The organism is Trinickia sp. NRRL B-1857, from assembly GCF_050470685.1.
Lineage (GTDB): Bacteria > Pseudomonadota > Gammaproteobacteria > Burkholderiales > Burkholderiaceae > Trinickia.
This window is the reverse complement of sequence record NZ_JBFLUK010000001.1, coordinates 1990430-2011208: the sequence shown is the minus strand read 5'-3', so window position 1 is coordinate 2011208 and position 20779 is coordinate 1990430. Positions and strand designations below refer to the sequence as shown.

At 65.9% G+C, this 20779-nt stretch carries 19 protein-coding genes; 16 read left to right on the top strand and 3 right to left on the bottom strand.

Annotated elements, in window-relative coordinates:
- Positions 1 to 427 precede the first annotated feature (427 nt).
- Entirely contained in the window at positions 428 to 1345 is a 918-nt protein-coding gene (locus AB1286_RS08905; protein WP_430362929.1) for a copper resistance D family protein, read from the top strand.
- Positions 1346 to 1580: 235 nt separating this feature from the next.
- Here the strand turns inward: AB1286_RS08905 and AB1286_RS08900 are convergent, their stop codons facing one another.
- Both AB1286_RS08900 and dgoD read right to left on the bottom strand, forming a co-directional pair.
- Complete coding sequence (locus AB1286_RS08900; RefSeq protein ID WP_430362928.1) at positions 1581 to 1883, bottom strand: hypothetical protein; 303 nt, start codon at positions 1881 to 1883, stop codon at positions 1581 to 1583.
- A gap of 268 nt (positions 1884 to 2151) precedes the next feature.
- Positions 2152 to 3300, bottom strand: coding sequence for a galactonate dehydratase (gene dgoD / locus AB1286_RS08895; protein WP_430362927.1), 1149 nt, complete (start codon positions 3298 to 3300; stop codon positions 2152 to 2154).
- Between the two features lie 242 nt (positions 3301 to 3542).
- On the opposite strand from dgoD, the gene AB1286_RS08890 reads away from it, so the two are divergent.
- The 5 genes from AB1286_RS08890 to AB1286_RS08870 all read left to right on the top strand — a co-directional run bounded on the left by AB1286_RS08890 (position 3543) and on the right by AB1286_RS08870 (position 7560).
- Positions 3543 to 4223 (top strand): FadR/GntR family transcriptional regulator, encoded by a 681-nt coding sequence (locus tag AB1286_RS08890; protein ID WP_430362926.1) that lies wholly within the window; start codon positions 3543 to 3545, stop codon positions 4221 to 4223.
- 142 nt (positions 4224 to 4365) lie between these two features.
- Positions 4366 to 5382, top strand: a complete 1017-nt coding sequence (locus tag AB1286_RS08885; RefSeq protein ID WP_430362925.1) for an alcohol dehydrogenase catalytic domain-containing protein — start codon at positions 4366 to 4368, stop codon at positions 5380 to 5382.
- A 40-nt stretch (positions 5383 to 5422) separates the two neighbouring features.
- Positions 5423 to 5710, top strand: a complete 288-nt coding sequence (locus AB1286_RS08880) for a YciI family protein (protein WP_430362924.1) — start codon at positions 5423 to 5425, stop codon at positions 5708 to 5710.
- A 64-nt stretch (positions 5711 to 5774) separates the two neighbouring features.
- Complete coding sequence (locus AB1286_RS08875; RefSeq protein ID WP_430362923.1) at positions 5775 to 6686, top strand: LysR family transcriptional regulator; 912 nt, start codon at positions 5775 to 5777, stop codon at positions 6684 to 6686.
- Between the two features lie 118 nt (positions 6687 to 6804).
- On the top strand, positions 6805 to 7560 hold the full coding sequence (locus AB1286_RS08870; RefSeq protein WP_430362922.1) for a DeoR/GlpR family DNA-binding transcription regulator: 756 nt from the start codon (positions 6805 to 6807) through the stop codon (positions 7558 to 7560).
- Positions 7561 to 7586: 26 nt separating this feature from the next.
- Here the strand turns inward: AB1286_RS08870 and AB1286_RS08865 are convergent, their stop codons facing one another.
- Positions 7587 to 8696 carry a 2-aminoethylphosphonate--pyruvate transaminase gene (locus AB1286_RS08865; protein ID WP_430362921.1) on the bottom strand — a complete coding sequence of 370 codons (1110 nt, stop codon included), beginning with the start codon at positions 8694 to 8696 and terminating at the stop codon, positions 7587 to 7589.
- A gap of 333 nt (positions 8697 to 9029) precedes the next feature.
- Between AB1286_RS08865 and phnS the strand changes: the two genes are divergently transcribed.
- The 10 genes from phnS to AB1286_RS08815 all read left to right on the top strand — a co-directional run bounded on the left by phnS (position 9030) and on the right by AB1286_RS08815 (position 20721).
- Positions 9030 to 10118, top strand: coding sequence for a 2-aminoethylphosphonate ABC transporter substrate-binding protein (phnS, locus tag AB1286_RS08860; RefSeq protein ID WP_430362920.1), 1089 nt, complete (start codon positions 9030 to 9032; stop codon positions 10116 to 10118).
- Positions 10119 to 10134: 16 nt separating this feature from the next.
- Positions 10135 to 11244, top strand: a complete 1110-nt coding sequence (locus tag AB1286_RS08855) for an ATP-binding cassette domain-containing protein (RefSeq protein ID WP_430365020.1) — start codon at positions 10135 to 10137, stop codon at positions 11242 to 11244.
- On the top strand, positions 11222 to 12166 hold the full coding sequence (phnU, locus tag AB1286_RS08850; protein WP_430362919.1) for a 2-aminoethylphosphonate ABC transporter permease subunit: 945 nt from the start codon (positions 11222 to 11224) through the stop codon (positions 12164 to 12166). The genes AB1286_RS08855 and phnU overlap by 23 nt, the downstream gene beginning before the upstream one ends.
- Before the next feature lie 65 nt (positions 12167 to 12231).
- Positions 12232 to 13026, top strand: coding sequence for a 2-aminoethylphosphonate ABC transport system, membrane component PhnV (phnV, locus tag AB1286_RS08845; RefSeq protein ID WP_430365019.1), 795 nt, complete (start codon positions 12232 to 12234; stop codon positions 13024 to 13026).
- Between the two features lie 88 nt (positions 13027 to 13114).
- The gene (locus AB1286_RS08840) at positions 13115 to 13843 is read left to right on the top strand and encodes a phosphonate utilization associated transcriptional regulator (protein ID WP_430362918.1); all 729 of its coding nucleotides are present in this window, start codon (positions 13115 to 13117) and stop codon (positions 13841 to 13843) included.
- Complete coding sequence (gene phnA / locus AB1286_RS08835) at positions 13827 to 15122, top strand: phosphonoacetate hydrolase (protein WP_430362917.1); 1296 nt, start codon at positions 13827 to 13829, stop codon at positions 15120 to 15122. Before AB1286_RS08840 ends, phnA begins: the two co-directional genes overlap by 17 nt.
- Complete coding sequence (gene phnY / locus AB1286_RS08830) at positions 15119 to 16582, top strand: phosphonoacetaldehyde dehydrogenase (protein WP_430362916.1); 1464 nt, start codon at positions 15119 to 15121, stop codon at positions 16580 to 16582. Before phnA ends, phnY begins: the two co-directional genes overlap by 4 nt.
- Before the next feature lie 4 nt (positions 16583 to 16586).
- Complete coding sequence (locus AB1286_RS08825; RefSeq protein ID WP_430362915.1) at positions 16587 to 17147, top strand: phosphonate degradation HD-domain oxygenase; 561 nt, start codon at positions 16587 to 16589, stop codon at positions 17145 to 17147.
- Positions 17148 to 17300: 153 nt separating this feature from the next.
- Entirely contained in the window at positions 17301 to 18305 is a 1005-nt protein-coding gene (gene deoC / locus AB1286_RS08820) for a deoxyribose-phosphate aldolase (protein WP_430362914.1), read from the top strand.
- A 10-nt stretch (positions 18306 to 18315) separates the two neighbouring features.
- Positions 18316 to 20721: an aldehyde dehydrogenase family protein gene (locus AB1286_RS08815; RefSeq protein ID WP_430362913.1), complete on the top strand. Its 2406-nt coding sequence runs from the start codon at positions 18316 to 18318 to the stop codon at positions 20719 to 20721.
- Positions 20722 to 20779: the final 58 nt, after the last annotated feature.

Genomic DNA, 20779 nt, shown 5'->3' with positions numbered 1-20779 from the left:
CGCGCGTTTCGCTCGAGCGCCCGGATCGGGCATCGCTGTCTCCTTTTTGCACAACGGCGCGAGGAACGGGGAAAAATTCGGCTCGCTCGCATGCAATCGAAGCCGCGTGCGTGGCACCGCAGCGTAAGCGCGGCGCCGGCGGGGCGTGGGTCACTCACTGCGCACGCGCCGTGCCGCGCATGGCCGGGGCGCTTTCGCGGCGGGCATCGCGCGCGGCGGCCTTCGCACGTACACTCTCGCCTGCGGCGCGTCGCCTGCTGCCTTACGGCGTGCTTTACGCCGTGCTTCACGCCAATTCTCGTTCGGCAGCATCGTTTTCAATTTCCTTTCGATTTCGTTCCGATCCGATGACGTTTCTTTTCGCGCTATCCGGCCGTGCGTGCGGCATGCCGCTTCTTCTTTCCTCGCGGCGAGGGGGGCTCGGCCGATGAATGCAACGGGATTGTCGATCGGACAGGTGGCGCTCGCGGCGCTCATGGACATCGCCTATGCATTCGCGATCGGCTCGGCGCTGCTCGACCGTTGGCTGGCGCTCGAGGGCCAGCCGGCCCGCGGCGCGCGAGAACGCGCTCGCGCCTCGCTCGTCGCGGCCTGCTTCGCCCTACCGTTGGCGGATGTGCTGTGGCTGCTGTATCAGTCCGCCGAGATGAGCGGCCTTCCCTTGCTGTCCGCGCTTTCAAAGGTGCCCACGGTGGTCGGGCAAACTCAAGTCGGCCATGCCTGGTGCATTGCGTTCGGCGGTGCCGTGCTCGCCTGCGTCGCGGCGCTGACGGGACGCGGCGGCAAAGCGGGCGGTGCCCTGTTCGTGCTCGCGGCACTGGTCGTGGCCCTCGGTAAGGCCGCCATGGGACACGCGGCCGACGCGGGTCCGTGGTCGCTCGCGGTTGCCGTGCAGGCGTTGCACTTGATGGCGACGGGGCTCTGGGGCGGGATTGCCCTCGCGGGCGGGCTGACGGTACTGCCTGCGCTCGATTCCTCGACGACGCGCGGCGTCTTCATTCGCGTCGCCGGCCGCATCTCCTATATGGCGGGCATGGCGCTCGCGGTGGTGCTCGCAACCGGCCTGTTCAATGCGCTGCGCGGACTGGGCGGCGCACTTGAGCCGCTTTCGGGCAGCGGTTGGGGCCATGTGCTTACGTTAAAGGGCGCGCTCGTCTTGCTGGCCGTCTTGCTCGGGGCCTTGAACCGGACGTCCGCCTTGCCGCGCCTGCGTCGCAGCGCCTCGACCGAGGATGCGCATACGTTCAAGAACGTCCTGCACTTGGAGGCGTTCGTGATGATCGGCATTTTCATCGCGGCGGCGGTCCTTGCGCAGATGCCGCCCGCGGACATGTCGTCGTTTTGAACGCTCGCCCCGGGACCGTCGTAACGCCGAGGGGCGGTCCGCACTGTTTCAGTAGCGAGACGACGAGACGCGCGAGCATGCCCGCGAGCCGATGCGCCTTGCGCCGGCGGTCGTAGCCAAGCGAGCGGTGCGGCGCGAGAGGGCTTGCCGCCGGCGCCCTTGGCCGGTCCGGGCGCGAGCGCTCGGGGACGTGGGGCGCGGTGCGAGCAAGCAGACGCCCGAGATTGCGCGATGGTCATTCATAGCCGAGCCTGTGACTGAGAATGGGCGAAAAGAACAGTGCGATCGTCGAGCCGATGACCTTGCCTTCCAACTCGGCCGAGGACCCGTGCATGACGTAGGGATGCACTAGCACGTCGACGAGCTGCGGCGCGCAGTAGAGCCCAGCGACCCCGATCGCGCATCGTTCGACGAGTGCGATCGGCCAGCCTCGGCTGCATGCGGCGAACCCGGCGAGCACACGTAGTGCGCTAAATAGCACGAGCGCGCCGACCGCCGCTTGCTCGCGGATCAAGTAGTCCGGTATGAATTGCCCCATCTCCGTCTCCTTGGCGTTTTCGTTTTGCGCAAGCGAAAAGCAAGGAGCGAGCCATAGGGTGCGGCCGAGCATGCGAGGCGGCGGCGGCAGGCTTATCGGAGAAGGGTTTCGGAGATGTGCCCGGGCGGTGCGCCGCGATCGGTCGCGGCGCGAAAAGCCCGCTTTTCGCCCGGAACGTTACGGATGTGAACACGACTGTTACGGCGCATCGCGCAAGGTAGTCGCCTAGCGCGTGACCGAAAGATGGGCGCGATGCGCCCATCGAGCCTCACCACTCGGCGACGCTGCCGTCCGCATGCCGCCAAACCGGATTGCGCCAACGATGGCCCACCTTCGCCATCTCGCGCACCTTCGCTTCATCGACCTCGATGCCGAGACCAGGGCCTTGCGGGATGGCGACGAAGCCGTCCTCGTACTTGAAGACCTCGGGGTTGTGCAGGTAGTCGAGCAGATCGTTGCCTTGGTTGTAGTGAATCCCGAGGCTCTGTTCCTGGATGAACGCGTTGTAGCTGACGGCGTCGAGTTGCAGACAGGCCGCGAGCGCGATCGGCCCGAGCGGGCAGTGCAGCGCGAGACCGACGTCGTAGGCTTCGGCCATCGACGCGATCTTGCGGCACTCGGTGATGCCGCCCGCATGCGAGGCGTCGGGCTGAATGATGTCGACGTAGCCGCCGGCAAGGATCGACTTGAAGTCCCAGCGCGAATAGAGCCGCTCGCCGAGCGCGATCGGCGTATTCGTTTGATTCACGATGTCGCGCAGTGCCTCGACGTTCTCCGAGAGCACCGGCTCCTCGATAAACAGCAGCTTATAGGGATCGAGTTCCTTCGCGAGCACCTTGGCCATCGGCTTATGAATGCGGCCGTGGAAATCGACGCCGATGCCCACGTGCGGTCCGACCGCTTCGCGCACGGCCGCCACGTTGGCGATGACTTGCTCGACCTTGTCGTACGTGTCGACGATCTGCACTTCCTCGGAGCCGTTCATCTTCAGCGCCTTGAAGCCGCGCTCGACGACGGCGCGCGCGTTATTGGCCACATCGTGCGGGCGGTCGCCGCCGATCCACGAATAGACCTTGATACGATCGCGCACCGCGCCGCCGAGCAGGGCGTGCACGGGCACGCCGTGATGCTTGCCGAGGATGTCCCAGAGCGCTTGGTCGATGCCGGCGATCGCGCTCATCATGATCGGGCCGCCGCGATAAAAGCCTGCGCGGTACATGACCTGCCAATGATCTTCGATATGACGGGGATCCTTGCCGACGAGGTAGTCCGACAGTTCGTGCACGGCCGCTTCGACCGTATGGGCGCGGCCCTCCACGACAGGCTCGCCCCACCCGACGATCCCTTCGTCCGTCTCGATCTTGAGAAACAGCCACCGGGGCGGGACGACGAACGTCTCGAGCTTCGTGATCTTCATGGGGACAACCTCCTCCTTATCGTCAATGACTGCCGCGCGGCAACGACGGCACGTGCAAGTATCCGTATCCGCGATCGTACATCAAAACGACTTGAAGTACTATTAATAGTATTTATTCGGGCAATAGCGAAAATGCGACGGCGCGGAGCTTGAACGGTTTGCGCTTTGCCCTCGGCCCGCGATAATCGGCACAGAGCCGATGAGGCAAGTGTCCGGCAGCGGTGAAAACGACAGGGAGAACAATGATTCAACGGGATCTGCATGGGCGTGTCGCCTACATGCTGGCGACGGCCATCTTGCGTGGCGATTACGCGCCCGGGGCCTTACTGCCGCGCGAGGCGGAACTGATGGAATCGTTCGGCGTGAGCCGGACGGTGCTGCGCGAGGCGCTTCGCACGTTGACCTCGAAAGGGCTCGTGGAGTCGCGGCCGAAGGTGGGCACCCGCGTGCGGCGCCGCAGCGCCTGGAATCTGCTCGATGCCGATTTGCTCGAATGGTATTCGCACGTGGCCCCCCCGCTCGCGTTCGCGCTAAAGCTACAGGAGGTGCGCGAAATGGTCGAGCCCTACGCGGCGGAATTGGCGGCGCGCGCCTATACGGCGGAAACGATCGAGAGCCTCGAACGCGCGCATGCCTCGATGGTCGCGGCGCGCAACGTCGACGAATGGGTGCGGGCCGATTTGCACTTTCACCTCGGCATCTTGGCCGCTTGCAGCAATGAGCTTTTGATGCCGCTCGGCCCGCTGATCGAACGGACGCTCGAAGCGCAACTCCGGCTCAACGCCAAGCGCGCCGACGTTTTCAACGCGGCACTGAATCAGCATACGGCCGTGTTCGATGCAATCCGCACGCGCCGGCCCGAAGCGGCGCGCGCCGCAATGGCGGAATTGCTCGGCGTTACGCGCAAGCGAATCGAGGCGTAGATAAGTCGCGCAAGTCGCACGTCTCGTCCCGAGACTTTTGCGCCGGGCGCAAAGCTGTTGCCCGGCGCCGCCGATTTATGCGGGGCCCGCCTCCTCCTAAAGTGGCGCTCATCTTCATGAGCCCACTTGCGTAGGAGGCCACTTGTTCGCAGTCCGCATCGACCGTTACGGTCCCCCGCAATCCCTCTATCTCGGCGACGTGCCGACACCGGCCCCCGGCCCGCAGGACGTACTGGTTCGTGTGCGCGCGGTCGGCGTCAATCGCCTCGATCTTCTATTGCGCGAAGGCGAAGTCTTCCGCATTCCATTGCCGCGGATTGCCGGCACCGACCTGGCCGGCGAAATCGTCGCCGTGGGCGAGCAGGTGCCGTCAGAGCGCATCGGCGAGCGCGTGTTCGCGGCGCCGATCCTCTCTTGCGGGCATTGCGCCCACTGTTTGCGCGGCGACGATAATCTATGCGCGCAATTCGGCACGCTCGGTTCGACGATCGACGGCGGGTATGCCGAGTACGTTCGGCTCCCGGCGCGTAACGCCATCCCGTTACCGGCCTCGATGGATTGGGTGCGCGCAGCGAGTTTCGGCTTGACCTATGCAACGGCTGCGGCGATGCTCCGTCGCGGCCGGTTGCAAGCGGGAGAGTCGGTGCTCGTCTTCGGCGCGAACGGCGGGCTCGGGCATGCCGCCGTGGAGTTGGCTCACGAAGCGGGCGCCCGTGTGATTGCCGTCAGCCGCAAGCGCGCGTTGCACGCGGCGCTGATCGAGCGCGGCGCCCATGCGGTCGTGGAGCCGGGGCCGGACATGCCGGATGCCGTGCGTGAAGCCACCGGCGGACGAGGCGCCGACCTCGCATTCGAGCACGTGGGGGCGGCGACCTTCGAGCATGCGGTCGCGGCGCTCGCGATGGACGGACGCCTCGTACTCGGCGGGGTCACGACGGGCAGCGAAGCGACGCTCGATTTGAAAGCGGTCTTCACGAAGCGGCTGGAGGTGCTTGGGTGTCGCGGCAGCGGGCGGCGCGACCTCGATGCCGTGCTCGCGCTGGCCGAGCTCGGCCGCGTGAATCCGCACGTTGCGCACGTGCTGCCGCTCGCGCAAGCGGCTCACGCGCAGGCTCTACTCGAGCACGGCCTACTCGGAAAGATCGTTCTGACCGTTTGACTCGCTGATGAGTCCCACCTTTTAGCATCAAGGAATCGTCATGTTCGTCGTCATGCTGCATTACCTGCAACCGCTCGCAGTGATCGATCGGCACATCGCCGAGCATCGTGCCTATCTCGATCGCCATTACGAGGCCGGACACTTCATCGCCTCGGGGCCCCAAGTGCCGCGCATCGGCGGGGTCATCGTCGCGGCCCGCATGGCGCGCGAAGCGCTCGATGCGATCCTCGCCGACGATCCCTTTTATCGCGAGGGCGTGGCCCAGTATCAGGTCGTCGAGTTCGAAGCCACGAAGGCGGTGCCGGCGGTGCAGCAGTTCGAACGATGAGCGGCAGGCTCGGGCCGGCGCCCGCCGGCCTCGGGCGCATTCCGAAACGACCCTAGGGCCCAGCATGGACTTGCTTTTTGCAATGCGCGTGTTTCAGCGCGTAGCCTCGACGCGCAGTTTCACCGATACCGGCGAACTTATGGGCGTCGCCACCTCGAGCGTGTCGCGCCACGTCGATGCGCTCGAGACGCATCTCGGCGTCAAACTGCTTACGCGCAGTACGCGCCGCCTTTCGCTGACCGAGACGGGGCGCGCCTACAAGGAGCAAGTGGACGCGCTGCTCGCCGATCTCGATGCCATGCACGAGAACATCGCCGCGCATGGCGTGGAGCCGCGCGGGAAATTGAAGGTCAGCGCGCCGCGCGTATTCGGCAAGCGCTTGCTCGCGCCGCTCGTGCCGGCCTTTTTGAAGGCTTATCCGAAGATGACGCTCGAGCTGTCCTTGACCGACGACTATGTCGACCTCGTCGAAACAGACACCGACGTCGCGATCCGTATCGGCGCGCTCGGCGATTCGAGCCTCGTTAGCCGAGCGCTCGGCCGCTATCGGCGCGTCCTGTGTTGCCATCCGTCTTATCTCGAAGGCCGCGAGCATCCGGCCGCGCCGGACGATCTAGCCGGTCATAATTGCTTGCGCTACCGGCGTTCGGGAGAGCGCGTCGTTTGGTCGTTCGGGCAGCCCGAGCGCGGCGAGACGTTCGATTTCCTGCCTCAAGGCGATTTGGCGGCCAACGACGTCGAGGTGTTGCTGTCGGCCGCGTTAGCCGGTGCCGGCATCGCGCAATTGCCCAATTGGCTCGTACGCGATGCGCTCGCCGAAGGGCAGTTGATCCAATTGCTGCCGCACCATCCGATCGCGAGCAGCTTGCAGGCGGCGGGCATTCATTTCGTCTACGCGCTCAACCGGCGCAAGTCGCGCAAGGTGCACGCGTTCATGGAGTTCGTCGCGGAGCGCACCGCGCCGCTGTTGGTTTGAACGAGAACGGGCTCGGCCGTCCGTGCGTCGGCGTCGATCGGCGCTCGCGCGTACTACAATACGCGCGTCTTACGCCCTTCAAGTCCTAACCCCGCCGCTCGTCGGCGTCTTCGGCGCGATGCTCGCAGAACAACGTCACCAACACATCTTGTCGCGCCTGACCAAGGACGGCGCGCTGACCGTCGCCGAACTCGTCCGCGAGCTCGGCGTCTCCCGCGAAACGATCCGCCGCGATCTGCTCGTCCTCGCGCAGCGCGGCCTCGTCGTTACGACGCACGGCGGCGCGCTCAGCACCGACCGGCGCGAGCCCGATCTCGACGTGCGCGAGGCCGAGAACGCCGGCGCGAAGCGAGCGATCGGCGAGCGCGCCGCGCAGTTCGTGCCCGACGGCGCGTCGGTCATCCTCGATTCGGGCAGCACGACTCAAGCCGTTGCGCGTGCGTTGATGGGGCGCCGGCGCTTGTCCGTCTATACCAACGACTGGCGCATCGCGCTGCTGCTCGGCCGTCGCAACGAGAACCGCATCACGTTGCTCGGCGGCGAGCTGTCCGATATCGAAGACGCCGTCTTCGGCCTCGATACGGTGCAGCAGCTGAGCCAATACCATGCGGATTTCGCGTTCGTGGGCGCGGGCGGCATTTCGGCCGAAGGCGCGCTCACCGACTACACCCGGATGGCGGCGGAAGTGCGCGCCCGTATGCTGCGCGCGGCGAGCACGGCGATCGTCGTCGCCGATCATTCGAAGTTCGGGCGCGTGACGCCGGTTCGGGTGGACGGCATCGAGCTCGCCGGCTATGTCGTGACCGAGCGCGCGCCGGCACGGCCGCTCGCCAAAGCCATTGCTGCGCGCGGCCCGAAAATCGTCACGGCCTGAACGCGTGCGGGCGCGCGCCGCCCGCACTAACGCACACGGATGCCGAGCCGGTCGATCGCTTGGCCGATCGCGGCGACCGCGCCGCGCATGGCTTGCTCGTCGATGGCGCCGATACAGCCCACGCGGAACGTGTCGAGCTCGGTGAGCTTGCCCGGATAAAGAACGTAGCCGGCCTCGCGCACGGCGGCATACAAATCGGCGAATCGCCAGGCCGGGTCGCGCGGCGCATGAAACGTGACGATGATGTCCGATTGCACGGCCGCCGGCAAAAACGGCTTGAAGCCGAGCGCTTGCATCCCCTCGATCAGCGTCGCGCGATTGCGCGCATAACGCGCCGCGCGGGCCCTTTGACCGCCTTGCGCAACGAATGCGTCGAGCGCGCAGCGCAGCGCCGCGACGACATGCGTGGGCGGGGTGAAGCGCCATTGCGTCGTTTTCTCCATGTAGAGCCATTGATCGTGCAGGTCGAGCGCTAGTGACGGCGAGCGCCCCGCGCATTGCGCGAGCAGTGCGCGCCGCACGATCACGAAGCCCATCCCCGGTACGCCTTCCAGACACTTGCCGCTTGCCGAGACGAGCGCATCGATCCCCGATGCACGCAGGTCGATCGGCACTGCGCCGAAAGAACTCATCGCATCGACGATGAGTCGCTTGCCGTGCCTCGCGCAGACGGCGGCGATCTCCTCCAGCGGGTTCAGCAAACCCGCGCTCGTTTCCAGATGAACTTGCGCCACGTGCGTGATGCGCGGCTCGCGGGCGAACGCGGCTTCGATCGCATCGGCGCGGGCGGCCTCGTCCTCGCCGAGCGGCAACGTGACGTGAGCGATCCCCATGCGTTCGAGGATGCGGACGATGCGCGCGCAATAGGCCCCGTTGTGCGCGACGAGTACGCAACCGTTGCGCGGCACGAGCGTACCCAACGCCGCTTCGACGGCAAACGTCCCGCTGCCTTGCATCGGCACGCAGACGTATTCAGCCTCGCCTTGCACGAGCGCGAGCAAATCGGCACAGACGCTGCCCGTCATCCGATTGAATTCGCCGTCCCACGAGCCCCAGTCGCGCAGCATCGCCTCGCGGGTGGCCGGTGCGGTCGTGAGGGGACCGGGCGTAAGCAGGATCGGGGAGGGGGCGGACATCGGACAGTCTCCAAAAAAGGGCGAACGGGCACGAGCGGACGAGCGCTCGACGTGCGGCTAGTTTGCACTTTATTGGCAAATTGTGTCAAAACGTGGATTTGTGGCGTTCCGTCATCGCACTGTCACTAAAACCTGTGAATCTTGCGTCGCCGATCGATGGGCCCGGCGGCGCGAGACGCGCCCCGCTCGACGGATTGTCGGCAATCTGCAATTCGGATGTTGCGTCGTGAAATCGGCCGCGCGGCCAGCGCCGAGCGGCCCCGGCTTTCACCATTACACGGGCGGGCCCATGGCATCGCCCGAACATTTGGCTTCACACCTTTGGAGATCGACATGAAACAGAGCCAATCCCCGCGCACGAAGGCCGGCCTCGCACGCCTGCTCGCGGCCGTGGCCGCCGCCGCCTTGTTCGAGGGGCTTGCCCTGCCGGCTCACGCCGCCAATGCCGTCGTGCTGTACACGGCTGACGGCCTGGAGAATCTGTACAAGGACGTGCTGCCCGCCTTCGAGAAGAAGGAGGGTGTGAAGGTGAACATCGTCACGGCGGGCAGCGGCGAGGTCGTGAACCGCGCGACGGTGGAAAAGGATTCGCCCAAGGCCGACGTCATCGTGACGCTGCCGCCGTTCATTCAGCAGGCGGATCAAGGTGGCCTGTTGCAGCCGTATCAGAGCGTGAACTACAAGAACGTGCCGACGATCGCCAAAGCCGGCAACGGTGCCTGGGCGACGTTCGTCAACAACTACTTCTCGTTCGCGATCAATCCGGACACGGTCAAGAGCCAGCCGAAGACCTTCGACGATCTGCTGCATGCCGACTACAGCGGCAAGGTGGCCTACTCGAATCCGGCGACGGCCGGCGACGGCATGGCCGTCATCATCCTGACGACGTCGCTCATGGGTGAAGACAAGGCGTTCGACTATTTGAAGAAGCTCGAACAAAGCGCCAAGTTCCACACGAAGGGCACGGGCTATCTCGACGTGCTCCTCTCGCGCAACGAAATCGCGGTGGCCAACGGCGACTTGCAGATGGATCTCGACGACGCAGCTAACGGCGGCCTGTCGCTCAAGCCGATCTTCCTGTCGGCGAAGGCCGGCGCGCAGCCGACCACGTTCCAGTTGCCCTATGCGATCGGTCTGATCAAGAACGGTCCGAACGAGGCCGAAGGCAAGAAGCTGATCGACTATTTGATGTCGACGCAGGTGCAATCGAAGGTGCCCGACATTTTCGGCATCCCGGGCCGCACCGACGTGAAGCTGAGCGGCAAGAACGGCGAGGCCGTCAAGCAAGCGATTTCGGGCGTGAAGCTGATTCCTGTCGACTGGAGCCAAGTCATGGCCAAGAAGGCCGACTGGACGGCGCGTTGGAAGAGCGACGTCATCGGCAATACGGGTAAGCAGATCGAAGTCGTGAAACCGCAATAAGCGAAGCCAAGTGGAGATGAATCCGGTGAACGGCGCGGGACTGGCTTATCGAAGCGCGGATCCGCGCTTCTCGGGCGCGCAGGGCGACACGCTTGCGGCGAAGGCGGGGGGAATCGAGATCGAGCGGCTCACCGTGCGCTTCGGCTCGCGTACCGTGCTCGACGATCTGTCGCTGTCGATCGGACGCGGCGAGTTCTTGACCGTGCTTGGGCGCAGCGGCTGCGGCAAGACCACGCTGCTCAGGTTCATCGCCGGATTCGTCAAGGCCGATTTCGTGGCCGGCCGCCTGTTCGTGGCCGGCCGCGAACTCACCTACGAGCACGCGCATCGGCGCAATCTCGGCCTGTTGTTTCAGAATTACGCCTTGTTTCCGCACTTGAGCGTCTTCGAGAACGTGGCCTTCGGCTTGCGTGCTCGACGCACGAGCGCGGTCGACATCTCGCGGCGCGTCGCCGATGCGCTCAAACTCGTGCAACTCGCCGACGCGGGACACGTCATGCCCGCCCAGCTCTCGGGCGGCATGCAGCAACGCGTGGCGCTCGCGCGCGCGCTCGTGATCGAGCCCGACGTGCTCTTGCTCGACGAGCCGCTCTCGGCGCTCGATGCCAACTTGCGCGCGTCGGTGCGCTCGGAGCTGAAGGCGCTGCACGAACGGCTGCCGAATCTCACCATCGTCTGCGTCACGCACGATCAGGACGATGCGCTCGTGCTGTCGGACCGCACGCTCTTGATGCGCGACGGGCGCATTGCGCAGATCGGCACGCCGCAAGCGCTCTACGATGCGCCCGCCGACGCGTTCGTCGCGCGTTACTTGGGCGCCGCGAATCTGCTGCCGCCGCGCGTTGCGTTCCCGATCGGAGATGCGCGGTACGGCGAACGCGATCGCCTCGCGTGTCTACGTCCCGAAAGCCTGCGCCTCGTCCCGCTCGGCGAGGGCCATCTGCATGGAACGATCGTTTCCGTCGATTGGTACGGTCCGGCGCTGTCGGTGTCGGTGCTGCTCGACGCGATGCCGGAGACGCCCGTGCTCGTCGCAGCCGCGCGCGGACACGGCTTGACGCCCGAGAAAGGCGCTCGCGTTTCGCTGGACTATGAGGTGGATCATGTCGTCCTCGTTCGACCTTGACGCGGTCGCGGCGCCGGTGGCGATGACGGAATCGCAAAAGGCGGCGCAACTCGCGCACGAGAAAGCCCATCGTGCGCATACTCGGCGACGCGACCTGCGCGCGAACTTGCATCTGGTTTTCGTCGCGCTCGTCGTGCTGGGGCCGCTCGTCATTTACCCGCTCGCGCGGCTCGTATTGCTGAGCCTGACCGGACCCCACGGCGAGCGCAGCTTGCATGCGTACACGACCTTTTTCTCGAACCCCGACGCGAGCGGCGTCATCGGCACGACGCTCGGAATCGTCTTCGCGAGCGCCGGTATCGCATCCGCGTTAGGCGTGGCGCTTGCCGCGCTGCTCTTTTTCAGGCCGTTTCCGGGCGCCGCGATCATCACGCGTTTTTTGGAGTTGTTCGTCGCGTTCCCGTCGTTCCTGGTCGCGTTCACCCTGATCTTTTTGTACGGCTCGCAAGGCTCCGTCAGCATCGCATTGCAGCGGCTCTTTCACCTGAACGCACCGCCGCTCGACTTCCTGTTCGGCGCGGGCGGCATCGTGCTCGCGGAAGTCGTCTTTTACGCGCCGTTCGTCGTGCGGCCGACGCTTGCCTCGTTCGCGCAGATCGATATGCGGCTGCTCGAGGCCGCGCGCAGTCTCGGGGCGAACGGCTTCATGGTGGCGTGGCGCGTGGTGGCGCCGCTGGCGTGGCCCGGCATCGCGGCCGGCACGATCCTGTGCTTCCTGCTCACGCTTAACGAATTCGGTATCTTGCTTGTCCTCGGGAGCGCGCATCTCGTCACGCTGCCCGTGGCGATCTACAGCTCGGCCACGGTCGATCTCGACTTGCCGACGGCGGCTGCCGGAGCCGTCGTCATGTTGGCGATGTCGCTCTCGCTGTATGCGCTCTATCGCGTCGTCGATCGCCGGCAAGCCATGGGAGCGAAATAATGGCGGCTCGGATGGAACACCCCGCGCAAGGCGATTTCGCCGGCCAACAGCGCGCACCGCGACGGATGTTTGCGCGGGTGGCCGCTATCGCCGCGACGGCGTTAGCCGCCTTGCTCTGCATCTGGCTGTTCGTGCTGCCTGTGGTAGTCGTCGCGCTATCGAGCATCGCCGCGCACTGGTCGGGCACGATCTTTCCGACCGGGTTCAGCACGCGCTGGTTCGAGCGGCTCGGCTCGGACGATTTCGATGCCGTCGTCGCGAGCCTCGAGGTGGGCTTTTCCGTCGCGGTGCTCGGCACCGTCCTTGGCCTATGGCTTGCGCTCGCGCTCGAAGGACGCACGCGGCGCGGACTCGGCGCGATCGTCGATGCGGTGACGATGATGCCCAACGGCGTGCCGAGCGTCGTACTCGGTCTCGGCGTACTGATCGCCTATCACAAGGCGCCGCTCGATCTTTCCAGTTCGCCGGCGATCGTCGTGCTCGTGCAACTCGCGCTCGTGCTGCCGTTCAGCTATCGGTGCGCGGCCGCCGCCCTGCGTCCCGAGTTGACGGTGTTGCGCGAAGCGGCCGCGAGCCTCGGCGCGCCGCCTGCCATGGTGCTCAGACGCGTCGTGCTGCCGCAGCTCGTGCCCGCGATGCGAGCCAGTCTCGCCTTGGGCTTTGCGCTATCGCTCGGCGAGTTGGGGGCCACGCTCACCGTCTATCCGCCGGGCTTTTCGACGGTGCCGATCGTCGTCGTCGGCCAAGTCGAGCGCGGCTATTACCTACCGGCTTCGGCGCTGTCGCTGATCCTGCTCGTCGCTTCGTTCGCGGCGCTTTCGCTTATCGCGGCGCGCCTGCCCAAGCGTCGCGCGCGCTAAAGGCCGCTTTCACCCATTGAACGCGTCTGGCTACGAGCCACGACGCACGTCCGCAAATGTGGCAAAATGTGGCGAATTGATGATTAATATGGAGCTGAATTCGATCGAGGTAGTGCGGCGCCATTCGTTGACGGCGCTCGTTCGCGATGCGCTCGAGCGGGAAATCGTCGAGGGGCGCCTTGCGCCGGGCGAGAAGCTGAACGAGGCGTATTGGGCCGGACGTCTGAAGGTGTCGCGCGGCCCGGTGCGGGAAGCGTTTCGGGCACTCGAGCAAATCGGGCTCGTGCAAACGCACAAGAATCGCGGCGTGTTCGTGCGGACGGTCACGCTTACGGAAGCGGCGGAGATCTACACCGTGCGGGCCGTGCTGGAGGAGGCCGCGTGCCGGATGCTCGCGCAGCGCATAAGCGCTGCCGGAATCGCGGTGCTTTCGGCGTCGCTCGAGCGGATGCAGGCGGCACTCGCGGCGGCGGATCGCGGTGCCTATGCGCGAGAAAACATCGCGTTTCATGACGCGATCGTCGCGCAGGTCGGCAATGCGAAGCTCGCGGAGACGTATCGGCGCTTGGTCGGCGAACTCAACTTGTTTCGCCGGGCGGCGTTGGCGGTGACGGACGACGCGGCGCAACGCTCTTTGGCCGAGCACCGCGAGATCGTCGCGGCGCTGGCGGCGCGCGACGGCGAGGCCGCGGCGGCGGCGATGCATGCGCATGTGGAAGGCGGATTGGCGCGTGCGAGACAAACGGCTGTCGGGCGCGTGGCTCGACGCGGCGACGAATACTTTGAAAACGAGGAACGCAATGCAGCAGGCAAATGAACGGCCGGATGACGGCGCCATCATCCACGTGAACGGGCGCGCGTACGACTTGCGAGGGCTCGCCGCGCGGCCGGTGGCCGTCGTCTGTGTCGACGGTTGCGAGTTCGACTATCTCGAGGCCGCCGCGGCCTCGGGCGCGGCGCCGTTCATCGCGCGCTTGCTCGCCGGCGACGCCGCCACGGCCATGCGCGCCGATTGCGTGATGCCCTCGTTCACGAACCCCAACAATCTTTCGATCGTCTGCGGCGTGCCGCCTTCGATTCATGGCATCTGCGGCAACTACTTCTGGGATCCGCGCGCGAACGATGGCGAGGGCGCCGAAGTCATGATGAACGATCCGGCCTATTTGCGCGCCGGCACGCTGCTCGCCGCAGCAGCGCAAGCCGGCGCCCGCGTGGCCGTCGTGACGGCCAAGGACAAGCTGCGGCGTCTGCTCGGTTGGCAATTGGAGGGCATCTGCTTCTCCGCCGAGAAGGCCGACCGCACCACGCTGGCCGAAAACGGGATCGACGATGCCTGCGGACTCACCGGATTACCGGTGCCCGATGTCTACAGCGCCGGGCTCTCCGAGTTCGTGTTCGCCGCCGGCGTGCGCTTGGCCGAGCGCGGCGAGGTGGACCTCATGTACCTATCGACCACCGACTACGTGCAGCACAAATGCGCACCGGGCAGCGAAGGCGCCAATGCGTTCTACGCGATGATGGACGGCTATCTGGCGCGGCTCGACGCACTGGGCTGGACGATCGGGCTGACGGCCGATCACGGCATGAATGCGAAGCACGATCCGAAGACGGGCGAGCCCAATGTCGTCTACTTGCAGGACGAACTGGACGGCTGGCTCGGCGCGTCGCGCTCGCGCGTCGTGTTGCCGATCACCGATCCGTATGTCGTCCATCACGGCGCGCTCGGCTCGTTCGCTACGGTTTATCTGAGCGAGCCTGCCGATATCGAACCTGCGATCGCGCGCATCGGCGCCCTCGACGGGATCGAGTTGGCGATCGGCAACGCGCAAGCGAGCGAGCGTTTCGAACTGATGCCCGAACGCATCGGCGATATCGTCGTCGTCTCGCGTCGCGATGTGACGATCGGCTCGCGCCGCGCCGCCCACGACCTTTCGGGGCTCACCGTGCCGCTGCGTTCGCACGGCGGACTCTCGGAGCAAACGGTGCCGCTCGCGTTCAATCGGCGCGTTGAGCAGATCGATCGGCTATTCGACGGGCGTCGCTTGCGCAATTTCGACGTCTTCGATATCGCCCTCAATCACGCGAGGCAAGCATGAACGCCCGGCTCGACACAGCGGTCCACGATCACGATGCATTTCGCGCCGAAGCGTTGCGCCTATGCGGCGAGCGCGCGGCAAGAGCGCGCACGTTCGACGTATTGGATCCGTATAGCGGGCTGCGCGTGGGGACGGTGCCGCTTGCGAGCGTCGAGGACGTCGGCGCCGCGTTCGAATATGCGGCTGCCTACCGGCCGACGCTCACGCGTTTCGAGCGAGCGCAGATCCTCGAGCGCGCGGCCGCCCTGTTGCGCGAGCGCACCGAGGCTGCGTCCGATTTGATTTCGCTCGAATCGGGCCTGTCGAAAGAAGATTCGCGCTACGAGATCGGCCGCGTTGCCGACGTGTTCAAGTTCGCCGCGCTCGAGGCGCTGCACGACGACGGGCAAAGCTTTTCTTGCGATCTGACGCCGCACGGCAAGCGCCGCCGCGTGTTCACGCAACGTGAGCCGCTGCCGGGCGTGATCGTCGCGATTACACCGTTCAACCATCCGATGAACCAAGTCGCGCATAAGGTCGCGCCGGCGATCGCGACGAACAATCGCGTGGTACTCAAGCCATCGGAGAAGGTGCCGCTTTCGGCGTTGTGGCTGGCCGACTTGCTTTATGAAGCGGGGCTGCCCGCGCCGATGCTACAAGTTCTCACAGGCGATCCGCGCGAAATCGCCGACACGCTGATCTCGCACCCGCTCGTTTCGCTCGTTACGTTCACGGGCGGCGTGGCGATCGGCAAATATATCGCGAGCCGGGCCGGCTACCGGCGCACGGTGCTGGAATTGGGCGGCAACGATCCGCTGATCGTGCTCGAGGATGCCGACGTGGAACGTGCGGCGCAATTGGCCGTGCAAGGTTCCTATCGCAATTCGGGGCAGCGTTGCACGGCGGTCAAACGGATGCTCGTGGATCGGCGTGTGGCCGATGCATTCACCGAATGCGTCGTGCAGATGACGCGGGCTTGGACGTACGGCGATCCGTTCGATGCGGCCAACCGTATGGGAACCGTCATCGACGAGCAGGCGGCCTGCACGTTCGAGGCGCGCGTGAACGAAGCGATCGCAGCGGGCGCGCGCCTGCTCGCGGGCCATCGCCGCGACGGCGCGTCGTATGCGCCGACCGTGCTCGATCGGGTCGTGCCGTCTATGACGCTCGTGCGCGAGGAGACCTTCGGCCCCGTGTCGCCCATCATGACGTTCGACTCGATCGACGAGGCGATCGCCTTGAGCAACGGCACGCCGTTCGGCTTGTCGTCCGGGCTCTGCACGAACCGGCAGGATTGGATTGCGCGCTTCGTCAACGAATTGCACGTGGGCACCGTCAACGTATGGGAAGTGCCCGGGTATCGCATCGAGCTGACGCCGTTCGGCGGCATCAAGGATTCGGGCCTCGGCTACAAGGAAGGCGTGCAAGAAGCGATGAAAAGCTTCACGAACGTGAAGACGTTTTCGCTGCCTTGGGAGTGACGCGATGGCATTGAGTCTCGGCGATATTCGCTTTCTGTTCGAACGCCACGGCGAGATTGCCTATAGCGGCGAACCCGTTACCCAATTGCAGCATGCGCTGCAAAGCGCGGCGCTGGCGCAGGAAGCGGGCGCGCCCGGCACGCTCGTCGCCGCGGCGTTCTTGCACGATCTCGGGCATCTGCTGAACCTGCAAGGGCAGACGCCGAGCGAGCGCGGCATCGACGATCGCCATCAATACTTCGTCTTGCCGTTTCTGCGGCCCGTGCTGCCGGATAGCGTGCTTGAACCGATCCGGCTGCATGTCGACGCGAAGCGCTATCTATGCGCGGTCGATGGCGGATATGCCGCGCGGCTGTCGGCGGATTCGGTGCGCAGCCTCGCGTTGCAAGGCGGCGTGTTCGACGCGCAACAGGCGCGAGCGTTCATCGAGAAGCCGTTTGCCGAGGAAGCCGTGCTGCTGCGCCGATGGGACGACGCAGCGAAAGACCCCGTCAAAAGCACGCCCGATCTCGCGCACTTTCTCGATGTTGTGGGCCGGGTGATGAAAACCGAACAAGATCGGTAGGGCCGCGTGATCGAGGTGCCGCCGCCTGCCGTGGGACTCACCCGGGCGATTAGATAAAATTGTAACGGCGTATTGTCACGATCGTTTCATCGGAATAGGATCGATGGAAACAACCCATCAGGGGATGTTGTGCGTTGCACAACGCCCGTGCCTATGTCCGACGCCTCAACTCATTCGATCGTCGTCCCGCCCGGTCTCGCTTTTGCGCACGACGTGCGCAATCGCGGCGTGCCGTTCGACGCTGCCTGGATCGACGGCTTGCGTGTCAACTCGTCGGCCGTCGAGCGGCGCACTGCCACGCTGGCCGCGCGCCGCTCCGTCAAGAAGGATGCGCAGGCGGCTTGGTTGCTCAAGGCGATCACCTGCATCGATCTGACCACATTGAGCGGCGACGACACCGAGGGGCGTGTCCGGCGCCTCTGCGCGAAGGCGCGCCGTCCGGTGCGCGCCGATTTGATCGAGTCGCTGGGCCTGCCGCCCGATTCGATTGCGACGGGCGCCGTCTGCGTCTATCACCGCTTCGTGGCGGCCGCCGCCGACGCGCTGGCCGGGACGGGCATTCCCGTGGCGGCGGTCTCGACTGGATTTCCGGCCGGCCTGAACCCGCATCCGCTCAAGCTCAAAGAGATCGAAGCATCGGTGGCCGACGGTGCGGCGGAGATCGACATCGTCGTCACGCGCGAGCACATCCTCACCGGCAATTGGCGCGCGCTCTACGACGAAGTGCGCGAATTCCGGGCCGCCTGCGGCGCCGCGCATCTGAAGGCGATCTTAGCCACCGGCGACATCCGCACGTTGGTCAACGTCGCGAAGGCCTCGATGGTCTGCATGATGGCCGGCGCGGATTTCATCAAGACGTCGACGGGCAAGGAGAGCGTGAACGCCACGCTCGACGTCTCGCTCGTGATGGTGCGGATGATTCGCGAGTTCCGCGAGCGCACGGGTGCGCTCGTCGGCTTCAAGCCCGCGGGCGGCGTATCGACCGCCAAGGCCGCGCTCGCCTATCAAGTGCTGATGAAGGAAGAGCTGGGGCGCGAATGGCTCGAGCCGTCGCTCTTTCGGATCGGCGCGTCGAGCCTGCTCGCCGATATCGAGCGCCAGCTCGAGCATCACGTCACCGGCCGCTATTCGGCTTTCAACCGTCACCCCGTAGCGTGAGCGATCCGCGATGAGCGTTGCGCAATACTTTCAGACGATGGACTACGCCCCGGCCCCCGAGGACGATCAACCTGCCCGCGCCTGGCTTGAGCGGCACGACGCCGCGTTCGGCCATTTCATCGGCGGCGCCTGGCGCGCGAGCGCATCGGGCGAGCGCCTCGCGGTGCACGCGCCGTCCACCGGCGAGGCGCTGGCACAAGTCGCGCAAGGCGGCGCCGCCGATATCGACGCGGCGGTGGCTGCCGCCCGCGCGGCGCAGCCGGCTTGGCTCGCCTTGGGCGGCCCCGGTCGCGCGCGGCATCTGTATGCGCTCGCTCGCATGGTGCTGCGGCACAGCCGTTTGTTCGCGGTGCTCGAGGCGCTCGACAACGGCAAGCCGATCCGCGAGACGCGCGACCTCGACGTGCCGCTCGTCGCGCGGCACTTCCTGCATCACGCCGGCTGGGCGCAATTGCAGGAAACGGAGTTCGCCGGTTGGGCGCCGCTCGGCGTCATCGGTCAGATCGTGCCGTGGAATTTTCCGTTGCTGATGCTCGCGTGGAAGGTCGCGCCCGCGATCGCGCTCGGCAATTGTGTCGTGCTCAAGCCGGCCGAGTACACGCCGCTCACGGCGCTGCTGTTTGCCGAACTGGCCAGCCAAGCCGGGCTACCCGACGGCGTGCTCAACGTCGTCACCGGCGACGGGCGTACGGGCGCCGCACTCGTCGAACATCCGGACGTGCAAAAGATCGCGTTCACCGGCTCGACCGAAGTGGGGCGCTCGATTCGTGCCGTGACGGCCGGCTCGGGCAAGTCGTTGACGCTGGAGCTGGGCGGCAAGTCGCCGTTCATCGTGTTCGAGGACGCCGATTTGGACGGCGCCGTCGAGGGCGTCGTCGACGCGATCTGGTTCAACCAAGGGCAAGTGTGCTGCGCGGGCTCGCGCTTGCTCGTGCAAGAGGGCATCGAGGCGCGTTTCATCGCCAAGCTCAAGCGTCGCATGGCGACGCTGCGCGTGGGACCTTCCCTCGACAAGACGATCGACATGGGCGCGATCGTCGATCCCGTGCAGCTCGCGCGGATCGAGTCGCTCGTGGAAACGGGGCGCCGTGAAGGCTGCGACGTCTGGCAACCGAGCGAAGTCGCGTTGCCGAACGCCGGCGGCTCCTACTACCCGCCGACGCTCGTCACCAACGTCGCGCCGGCCTGCACGCTCGCGCAGGAGGAGATCTTCGGGCCCGTGCTGACGGCGATGAGTTTCCGCACGCCGGAGGAGGCCGTCGCGCTCGCCAACAACACGCGCTACGGCTTGGCCGCCAGCGTATGGAGCGAGACGATCGGGCGTGCCCTCGATATCGCGCCGCAGCTCGCTTGCGGCGTCGTTTGGGTCAACGCGACCAATTTGTTCGATGCGAGCGTCGGCTTCGGCGGCTATCGCGAATCGGGCTATGGTCGAGAAGGCGGGCGCGAGGGCGCCTATGAATATCTGAAGCCCGCCGCCTGGGGCAAGGGCGCGCTGCGCGAGGCCTCGGCGGAAAAGTCGCGCGGTGCCGAGGCAGACGAGCGGCTTGCCGATCGTGTTGCCGGCGCGGCTTTCGTCGATCGGACGGCGAAGCTTTTCATCGGCGGCAAGCAAACGCGTGCCGACGGCGGCAATTCGCGCGCCGTCCATGCGCCTAGCGGCGCGCTGGTCGGCGAAATCGCGGACGGCAATCGCAAGGACGTGCGCGATGCGGTGTCCGCGGCGCGCGCCGCGACGAAGTGGACGCAGATGAGCGGGCATGCCCGTGCCCAGGTGCTTTACTTCCTGGCCGAGAACCTATCGGCGCGCGCCGAGGAATTTGCCGGTCAGCTCGAGCGCCGCGCGCAATGCGATGCCGGGGCGGCCAAGCGCGAGGTGGACGCGTCGATCGCTCGGCTCTTCACGTACGCCGCATGGGCCGACAAATACGACGGCGCCGTTCATACGCCGCCGCTGCGTGGCGTTGCGCTCGCGATGCCCGAAGCGCTGGGCGTCGTCGGGATCGCGTGCCCCGACGAAGCGCCGCTGCTTGCGCTGATCTCGCTGATCGGGCCGGCGCTCGCGCTCGGCAATCGCGTGGTGGCATTGCCGAGCGAGGCGTGCCCGTTGATGGCCACGGATCTGTATCAAGTCGTCGAAACATCGGACGTTCCGGCGGGAACGCTCAATATCGTCACCGGCGCACGCGATACGTTGCTGCCGGCGCTGGCCAAGCACGACGACGTCGACGCCCTGTGGTGCTTCGGCCTCGCGCGGCATTCGACGCTCGTCGAGAGCGAGTCGATCGGCAATTTGAAGCGAACGTTCGTCGATTACGGTCGTCGCCTCGATTGGTTCGATCGATCTGCTGAAGGAATGCCCTTCTTGCGTCATGCCGCGCAAGTTAAGAATATATGGATTCCGTACGGCGACTGACGTGCCTCGCCCGCATGCGGTGCGCGCAACGCGGCGCCGAATAACGAACGATTAAAGA